This is a genomic window from Nocardioides sp. (genome assembly GCF_041393715.1).
GTDB lineage: Bacteria > Actinomycetota > Actinomycetes > Propionibacteriales > Nocardioidaceae > Nocardioides.
Map to the genome: position 1 here is coordinate 336410 of NZ_JAWKJQ010000005.1, position 8973 is coordinate 345382.

Genomic DNA, 8973 nt, shown 5'->3' on the forward strand with positions numbered 1-8973 from the left:
GCGGCCGCGCGGCCGGGCCGGGGACGTGGGGGCCGGCGCGGCCGGCCCCCACCCCTCGGCTCAGGAACCGAAGTAGCCCAGCACCGCGGTCATCAGGTCGGACTTCTGACCGGCGTTGCCGTACTCCTCGAACGGGAAGGCCAGGAAGACCACCCGGTAGGTGCCGCTGTCCACGGCCAGGGCGTTGTCACCGCCGGAGTCGTCGGTGAAGATCGCCTGGGCCGGGCTGATCGGCGTGATCTGGTCCATGTAGGCGTCGCCGAGGACCGTGAGGTCCAGCGGAACGTCGCCCACCCCGGAGGTGAACGTGCCGGCCACGCCGTGCACGGAGGCGGTGAAGATGTCGTTCTGTGCCTCGGTGCCGTCCCAGTCGACGTGCAGGTAGTCCCTCACGAAGTCGGTCTGGCCGGCTGCCTGGTCGAGGATGTCCTGACCCGACATGAACAGCCTGCCGCCGCCGTCGAGGAACCCGGCGAGCTCCGACTCGTAGGGGGTGACCGGAGCGGGGTAGGCGTTGCCGGTGAACCACACCACGTTGGTGAACGAGTCGAGGTAGTTCGTCGGCAGCGTCATGTCCGTCGCGAGGTCCCACACCTGGTAGCTCTCACCGGCGGCGTCGAGCGCGTCGGTGTAGTAGGACTGCACGTCGGGTCCGTTGCCGTCGTCGTCCACCACCAGGGTCGCCGAGGCGACCGCGATCGTGGTGATCGTGCCCGACCCGGACACGCTCGGGTCACCGGTGGAGGTCGCCGTCACCGTCGAGCTGCTGGTGTCACCGTCGGCGGCTCCTGCGGGGACGGAGACCTGCACGCAGACGTCGGTGCTGGCGCCCGCTCCGATCGTCGCCGTCGACGTCAGCGGGGTGGTGCAGTCGGACTCGAAGTACGACGTCGGGAACGAGCCACCCGAGGCCGACAGGGTGTAGGAGTCATCCTGGTAGCCCAGGTTGGTCACGGTCAGGTGGTAGTCCACGCTGCTCCCGACCTTGGCCCCGTCGGTCTGGGCGGCCGGAGCCACCGAGACGTCGTAGGGGTCGGCGATCGGGGTGACCGTCGGCGAGCCCGTGGTGAGGGGCCCCTCGGAGGACACCGCGCGGAACGAGTTGTTGACGATCCGGTGGACGCCGGAGGGCAGGCCCGCCGGGATCTTGACCGAGAGCGTCACGTCGACGCTGCCGCCGGCCGGCACATCGAGATGCCGCCAGGTGACCGTGCGTCCCCGCAGTGTCCCGCCGTCCGACGCCGAGACGAACGACGTCCGGCTGGGGAGCCGGTCGGTCATCCGGACGTCGGTCGCGTCACCGGTGCCGATGTTGCGCAGCGTGATCGTGTAGTCGATGGTCGACCCCGGGCCCACCGGGGTGCCGGAGTCGACCTTGTCGAGCACCAGCGCCGGCCGCGGGCTGTCGTCGACCAGGCCGTAGACGCCGCGACCGTGGGTGCCGGACGCGAGGACGCCGTGGCTCGGGTCGAGGTCGAGCTGCCAGATGCCGACGATCGCGTGGCTGTCGCCGCCCATGAACGACCAGCTCTTGCCGCCGTTGTAGCTGACGTAGGGGCCCACGTCGGTGCCGGCGTAGAGCGTGCCGGCGTACGACGGGTCGGCGACGACCGAGTTGAGCGGGCTGTTGGGCAGGTCGCCGGAGACGTCCTGCCAGGTGTAGCCGCCGTTGAACGTCGCGAACAGGTGACCGGGCTTGCCGGGCGTCGACTCGGAGAAGCCGCCGTAGGCGACGTAGGCGATCCGCCAGTTGGAGCGGTCGACCGCGATCGACTGGATCGGCCGGTTGGGCAGCTTCGGCGAGCGGATCCGGCGCCAGGTCGGCGAGTCGGCCGTCTGCGCGTCGGGGCTCACCCACAGGTAGCCGTCGAGCGAGCCGGCCCACACGGCGTCGCCGCCGCCCACGCCGAACGCGGACAGCGCACAGGTGCGGGCACCGTTGGGTGCGGTGCCGGTGCAGCCGCCGGTGAGGTCACCGCTGATCGGCGTCCAGAGCACGTCACCGGCCGAGGCGGCCTTCGCGTTGTCGGTGCGGTAGACGCGGTAGGAGCCGAGGAACAGCTGGTCCGGGTTGTCCTTGTTGAGCACCCACGGGATGTAGAAGTCGGAGCGATCCGACTGGTCGATGCCGCGGGCGATCGACTGGTTGCCGAAGATGAACGCGCCACCGTCGTCGAACCGCCACGGGCTCAGCCCGAAGTAGGTGCCGTAGACGTAGTTGGAGTCGGTCGGGTCGACCAGCACCTGGCCGCCGTCACCGCTCGACACGTCGGTCATCGCGGGGTTGGTGGGGTCGGTGAAGTGGCGCATCGTCCCGTTGTCCTGGGTGCCGCCCCAGATCCGCGACGGGAACGGGTTGCCGGACAGGTCCGTCCAGGCCGGGTTGGTGGCGACCGAGGTGTACTGCCCGATCGACAGGCCGCCGGCGTTGAGGGTCTGCCAGGTCACCGCGTCGAGCGGGTCGCCCGGGCTGGTGCGCCCGCCCCGGTCCGCGCTCTCCCAGACACCGCCGTCGGAGCCGCTCAGGATGTGGTTGCTGTCCTGAGGGTCGAAGGCGAAGGCGTGGAAGTCGGGGTGCTGGTCCCAGCCGAGGTTGAGCCAGGTGGCGCCGCCGTCGTCGGAACGGAAGATGCCGCCGGAGCCGATGTTGTAGTTGAACTGACCACCCGCGTAGACGATGTCGGGGTTGGTCGGGTCGGCCTCGACCACGTTGTCGTACCAGCACTGCGTGCCGCAGTAGTCGGCGACCGTGTCGTCCCCGGCGCCGTCGGAGGTCTGCGCCCAGGAGTTGCCGCCGTTGACGGACTTGTAGAGGTGGGCGGGCTCGTCGCCGATCTGGAAGCCGGTGTAGAGCGTCGCCGGGCTCGAGGCGTCGGGGTGGGAGATCGCGATCGAGAACCGGGTGGGCGCCTCGCCGTAGTCGACGCCGGTCGGCAGCCCGGTCATGATCTTCTTCCAGCTGTTACCGCCGTTGGTGGAGCGGTAGATCGCATCGCCCCAGAAGCTGGCGAAGAGGATCTTCGGGTTCTGCGGGTCCATCTCGAGGTCGGTCGCGCCGTGCTCGATCGGCACCTGCCGCTTGATCTTCCAGGTCACGCCGCCGTCCTTGGACTCCCAGATGCCGAACCGGCTGTGCACCGGGGGCGAGACGCGGCGTGCGCCGCCCCGGCCGCTGAGCACGGAGGCGTAGAGGTGGTCGGCGTTGGTGGGGTCGACGACGATCCGCGAGGTCGCGACGCCCTGGAAGTAGTCGCCGGAGACGTGCGCCCAGGTCTGCCCGCCGTCGGTGGACTTCAGGACGCCGTTGCCGGCGAGCGAGTCGCCGGAGAGCTCACCCTCGCCGGTGCCGGCGTAGACGATCTGGTCGTCGGAGGGGGCGATGGCGAGGGCGCCGATGGCCAGCGAGGGCAGGTTGTCGGTGCGCGGGCTCCACTCGGTGTCCGAGGGCCCGAGCACCCAGATGCCGCCCTGGGCGCCGCCCAGGATGTAGGTGCCGTCGTCGTTGATCGCGAGGGCGCCGATCCGGCCGTTCATCTGCTCGAGGATCGGCGTGCTGCGGGTCACCTCGTAGATCGGGGCGGCGCCGACGTTGCTCCAGGTGCCGTCGAAGGTGCTGGGGTTCGAGGCGGACACCGCGGCCCGGGCGCTGACCCGGCGGTCGGTGCGTGCCGCCCGGCCCGCCTTGGCCTGCAGCTTGCCGACCTCGGCCCAGGTCAGCTTCTCGTCGCCGGCGCGCAGCCGGCTGGTGAAGAACTTGTCGCGCTCGAGGAGGTGCTCCTCCGCCTCCTCGTTCATCCGCATCGGCGCGGTGCCGGGCCGGTAGACCGGCTCGTCACCTGGCTCGGCTCCGGGTCCCGCCCCGGATGCCGCGCCGAACGAGGTGAGTCCGGTCAGCGCCAGCGCCGCCCCGACCACCGGAACCAACCGCCTGCGAATGCGCGTGTGAGCCACGACCACTGCCTCCCCGATAGGTCCGTGTCCCCCAGAATGGGGCCCTTGTGGACGCTAGTACCGATCCGCCCGGGTGACCAGAGGCAGGGGCGTCCGGTTTGGCAAAGTCACTCGGCCAGCAGCCGCTGCTCTGCTTCGTACGACGTGAGCTCGAGGCGCAACGGCCACACGATCTCGTGCGGCACGCTGAGGCGGGTCAGCGTGACCTGCACCTGGGGAAGCAGCCACACCTGCCCGGCCAGCGACCCGCGCTCCCGCTCGGTCCGGGTGCGGAGCCAGACCACGGGGGCACCGGCTCGGTCCGGCAGCCAGTGGGCGTCGGTCACGCCCCAGGGACCGAGGGAGGCGACCAGCGGCACCAGTGCCGCGTCGACCGACCGTCGGACCTGATCGCTGTCCATGGGTCCCACGGTAGTCACGCGGTCCACACCGGCGCCGACTACTGTGCTGCCCTGGGTCGGCCGTCGGCGGCCGCGCGATCGGACCGCGGGAGGGGCATGTCCAACATGGACCGCGACGCCCTGCGCGCGGAGCTGGTGGAGTTCGGCATGGCCGAGGAGCAGCTGGCCGTGCTGGACCGGCTGTCGCCGCGGGTGATGTCGGTCCTGGTGTGGTTGATGGACCGGTGGCCGGGCCGGGTGGCGCTCCGGGTGGCCACCGGGCTGCGCCGGATCCAGGTGTTCGACCGGGCCATGACCATCGCGGCGCAGCTGTTCACCTCCGTCTTCCCGATCATCATCATGGGCGCCGCGATCTTCGGCGCCGACCAGGTCTCCTCGGCGGTCTCCTCGATCGGCTCGCTGCCGCAGGACACCCAGGACCTGCTCGACGAGGTGACGACGGGCGGCGACACGGCCACCTTCGGGGTGCTCGGGATCCTGGTCGTCCTGGTGTCCGCCACCAGCCTGTCGAGGGCGATGATCCGGGCCTACGACGCCGTCTGGATGAACGGTCGCACCCGCACCCGCCTGACCCAGGCGTGGCGCTGGTTCGTGGCCGTGATCGGACTGGCCCTCGCGGTCGCGGTCACCCAGAAGCTGGTCTCGCTGCTGGAGCCGCTCCCACCCCGGGACTGGTGGGCCACCCTGCTGGTCGCCTGCGTCAACATCGGCATCGCCACCCTGGTGCCGTGGCTGCTGCTCGCCGGCCGGGTCCCGATGCGCTGGCTGGTCCCGGGCGCGCTCCTCTTCGCCGTCGGGATGCTTCTCGCCCATCCGGTGTCGACGCGCTACCTGTCGACGGCCATCGAGGTCAGCGCCTCGCGGTTCGGGGCGATCGGCGTGGCGTTCACCTATCTCACCTATCTCTACGCCGTCGCGTGGTGGCTGCTCGCCACCGCCGTGGTCGGCCAGGTGGTCACCACCGACGAAGGGTCGCTGGGCCAGCTGGTGCGCGGCCGGCCGCAGGAGGGGAAGCCCGAGGCTCCGCGCCGACGCTGCAGTCGCGGCCCGACGACTCCTGAGTGAGGCCTGGGACTCTCATCCGCCCCCGAGGCCCTCCTCGCGCGCCTTCACGATCGCGGCAGCGCGATCGGGGACCTGCAGCTTCACGAAGATGTTCGAGACGTGGTTGCGCACCGTCTTGAGGCTGATCATCAACTCGTGGGCGATGGTGGCGTTCCCCTTGCCGCGGGCGACCATCTCGAGCACCTCGCGCTCGCGCCCGGTCAGCGACGGGAAGACCGCGGCGCTCGACCCCGCGCCGCGTGCGAAATGCTCGATGATGCGAGCGGCGATCTCGCGACCGAAGATGGCCTCGCCCGCGGCCGCAGCCCCGATGGCGCGGACGATCTCCTCCTGATCGGCGCCCTTGAGGAGGTAGCCGCGGGCTCCGGCGCGCATCGCGGCGAACACCGAGTCGTCGTCCTCGAACATCGTGAGGACGACGACCGCCACCCCCGCACCCGCACCCGACCGGGTGAGTCGCCGGGTCGCCTCGATCCCGTCGAGGTCGGGCATCCGCAGGTCCATGAGCAGCACATCGGGCGCCAGCGCGGAGGCGAGCTCGACCGCCTCGGCACCGGTCTCGGCGAGGCCGACGACCTCGAGGTCCTCGACGTCGGCCAGCATCAGCTCAAGGCCACGCCGGAAGGCCGGATGGTCGTCGGCCACCAGGACACGGATCATCGGGCAACCTCGGCTGCCTCCGCCGCGGCGACGTCGCTCGGCGGCCGTGCGGCGGGAAGGGGCAGGAGCGCCCGCACCACGACGCCGCCGCTGGCGCTGTTGTCGATGCTCACGCGTCCACCGAGCTCGCCGGCTCGCTCCTTCATGGAGGCCCACCCCACGCCGGGACGGCTGTCGGGGCCCGCTCCGCGGCCGTTGTCGGACACCGTGAGGCACAGGTCGTGGTCGGCCGTGACCTCGAGGCGACACCGAGTCGCTCCGGAGTGGCGGGTCACATTGGTGAGCGCCTCCGAGACGATCCGGAAGGCGGCGACCTCCACGGCGGCGGGCAGTGCGGGCAGCGGACCTGCGGTGTCGATGTCGAAGACAACGCGCCCACCGGACAGCGAGTCCGCGCGCTGACGCAGCGCGCCGACGAGGCCGACCTCGTCGATGGCCGGCGGCCGCAGGTCGTCGACCACCCGTCGTACCTCGGTGACCGCGGCGCGGGTCTCGTCCCGGATCTCGCCGAGCAGCTCGTCACGCGCCTGCTCCGACCTCGTCGACCGGGCCACCTCGAGCTTGAGCAGGATGGCTGCCAGCGACGGGCCGATGCCGTCGTGCAGGTCTCGCCGCAGTCGCTTGCGCTCCTCTTCCCTGGCCGTGACCAGTCCCGAGCGCGACGCCTGCAGATCCTCGGCGAGGCGTGCCGCACGGACGGTGACTGCGGCGTAGCGGGCCAGGTCCGCGAGCAGGTCTCGGTCCGCGGCCGACATCTCCCTGCCCGCCGGCACCGCGACCGCGAGGGCGCCGTAGCGCTCGCCTCGGTGCTCCAACGTGGCCCGGACCACGCCCTGGTCGTCGCCGTCGGCCGGGGGTGTCGCCTCGACCCAGACGTCGTGGACCCGGAGCGCCTGGGCCACCGTGTCGGTGATGGCCGCCACGAGTCCGAGAGACTCCGCGGACTCGGTGGCGGCGGCGAGCCGGCGCAGTGCCATCGCCGGGTCCCCGCGGTCGCCGTACACCCAGCGCTCGACGCGGGCTCGGAGCCACGCCTCGGCCGGATGGACGGCGACGGCGATGATCCCCACCGCCATCAGCCCTCCCCAGGCACTGGAGCCGAGCACGTGCTCGGCCGCCAGGAGCAGTCCGGCATAGAGCGAGACGACGGCGCCCAGGAGCAGGCCATAGGTCACGGTCCGGCTGAGCACAGGACGGATATCGAAGAGCCGGTGGCGCAGCACGGCCACGCCGATCGTGATCGGGAGCGCGGTCCCGGCCAGCAGCAGGGCCGCGTTGACGACCAGGGGGTCGTCGTCGAGACCGAAGTGGCCCACCCAGGCCAGCGCCAGGGCCACCGGCAGGCTCGTGGCCCCCCAGACAAGCCATAGCAGCTGGACCCGCTCCTCGCCCGCGGCCTGCCGAAGCCGACCACGTACGGCGAAAGCGCTGCCGCCCAGCAGCAGGACCGTGCCCAGCAGGCCGACCACCCCCAACAGGCCCGACACGGTCTCGGGCAGCCATGGCACCGGAGGCGGGGTGCCATGGTGGGTCGCTCGGTAGCCCGCGGCATCGCCCGCCGAGCCGACCAGGAAGACCGCGACCGCCACCAGTCCTCCGGCGACCCAGCGACGCCAGAACGGTGAGGCGGGACGTTCGTCGGGCAGCACATAGGCGATCAGCACCAGCCAGAGGAACAGGAAGACCCAGGAGCCCGCGCCGAGCTGGTCGACCACGGCCCCGGCGCCGCCCTCGCTGGGTTGGGTGAACGACAGCAGCAGGGCGAAGCAGAGGCCGTGCAGCACCAGCAGCGAGCCGATCCGACGCCGTCTCGCGCGGAACACGGCGACCCCGACCGCCACGGACGCGACCGTGGGTACCGCGAGGAGGACTGGGCTCACCCGATCAGTGTGGGACCTGACAGCCCCGGGGGACAGGTGCCCGGGAACCCTTCCCGAACCGCCCGGGACGCTGCGCTCAGGCGGACGGGACCCCGGGCGGGCGACGGTGACCCGACAGCGAGGCCGACGGCCTCGCACGCCGAAGGGAGATCTCCATGTCCGTCAGTCGTTTCGAGAGGGTCCTTCCCTGGACCGGAGCCGTCGCCGGCCTGTGCTGGATCGGCCAGTCCTTCCTCTTCCATGTCAGCAGCCGAGACCTGCCGGGCCATGCGTCGAGCGCAGTGATCCAAGACCACCTGGGGCTCAACTACGCTGCCGTGGCCTGTCTCGTCGCCATGGGCATCGCGTTGCTCTTCTTCGCCACCGCGGTCCGCAACCTGCTGCGCTCGGGCGAGGCCGCCGAGGCGACGTACTCCAGCATCGCCTACGCCAGCTGGATCGTCGTGGTCGCCGGGCTCGGCCAGATGGTGGTGTGGAGCTGGGGCTACGTCAACGGCGCCGCGGACGTGCACGATGACGCCTCGCTCCACGTGCTCGACTTCGTCGGGTACTTCGGCTTCGCGGGGATGGGCATCGGCATCGCCGGCGCGTTCCTGGCCATCGGACTCGGCGGGCGGCGCAACGCCGTCCTGCCTCGGTGGTTCGCGCTCGTCACCCTGATCCTCGGTGTCCTCAGCGCCCTCGGTGACGCCGGCATCCCGCCGGGCGGCCTCGTGAACTATCTGCTGCTGCCGTTCTGGCTGATCGCGGCGTCCGTCATCATGGTGCGCAGACAGGGCCGGAGGTCGACCACGGCGGCCGAGGTACTGGTCCGCGGCTGAGCAGTCCGACCTGCGCCGAACCCAGCCGCGAGCGTGAGCAAACAGACGTCCCCGACGCTTGTCGCCCGGGTCCGCCGGGACGAGACTGGAGACGGATGGGAAGCGCCTCCCGAGGGGGTCGTCATGAGCACATCCATCGTTCCCAGACACTCCCAGGACCCTCACACCGAGGACCTGGTCGAGGCTCTCGAGCTC

At 71.3% G+C, this 8973-nt stretch carries 6 protein-coding genes; 2 read left to right on the top strand and 4 right to left on the bottom strand.

Annotated elements, in window-relative coordinates; translation table 11 throughout:
• Positions 1–60 precede the first annotated feature (60 nt).
• A complete protein-coding gene (locus R2740_RS10555; RefSeq protein ID WP_371302630.1) occupies positions 61–3951 on the bottom strand; it encodes a hypothetical protein in 3891 nt (1296 codons plus the stop codon).
• 107 nt (positions 3952–4058) lie between these two features.
• On the bottom strand, positions 4059–4352 hold the full coding sequence (locus R2740_RS10560) for a hypothetical protein (RefSeq protein ID WP_371302631.1): 294 nt from the start codon (positions 4350–4352) through the stop codon (positions 4059–4061).
• 96 nt (positions 4353–4448) lie between these two features.
• Here R2740_RS10560 and R2740_RS10565 point away from each other — a divergent pair, with 96 nt between their 5' ends.
• Entirely contained in the window at positions 4449–5417 is a 969-nt protein-coding gene (locus R2740_RS10565) for a YihY/virulence factor BrkB family protein (protein ID WP_371302632.1), read from the top strand.
• Positions 5418–5429: 12 nt separating this feature from the next.
• Here R2740_RS10565 and R2740_RS10570 read toward each other — a convergent pair whose 3' ends face one another.
• Together R2740_RS10570 and R2740_RS10575 are read right to left on the bottom strand one after the other, a co-directional pair.
• A complete protein-coding gene (locus tag R2740_RS10570) occupies positions 5430–6077 on the bottom strand; it encodes a response regulator transcription factor (RefSeq protein ID WP_371302633.1) in 648 nt (215 codons plus the stop codon).
• Positions 6074–7957, bottom strand: coding sequence for a sensor histidine kinase (locus R2740_RS10575; protein ID WP_371302634.1), 1884 nt, complete (start codon positions 7955–7957; stop codon positions 6074–6076). The genes R2740_RS10570 and R2740_RS10575 overlap by 4 nt, the downstream gene beginning before the upstream one ends.
• Before the next feature lie 155 nt (positions 7958–8112).
• Here R2740_RS10575 and R2740_RS10580 point away from each other — a divergent pair, with 155 nt between their 5' ends.
• Positions 8113–8778: a hypothetical protein gene (locus tag R2740_RS10580; protein ID WP_371302635.1), complete on the top strand. Its 666-nt coding sequence runs from the start codon at positions 8113–8115 to the stop codon at positions 8776–8778.
• Positions 8779–8973: the final 195 nt, after the last annotated feature.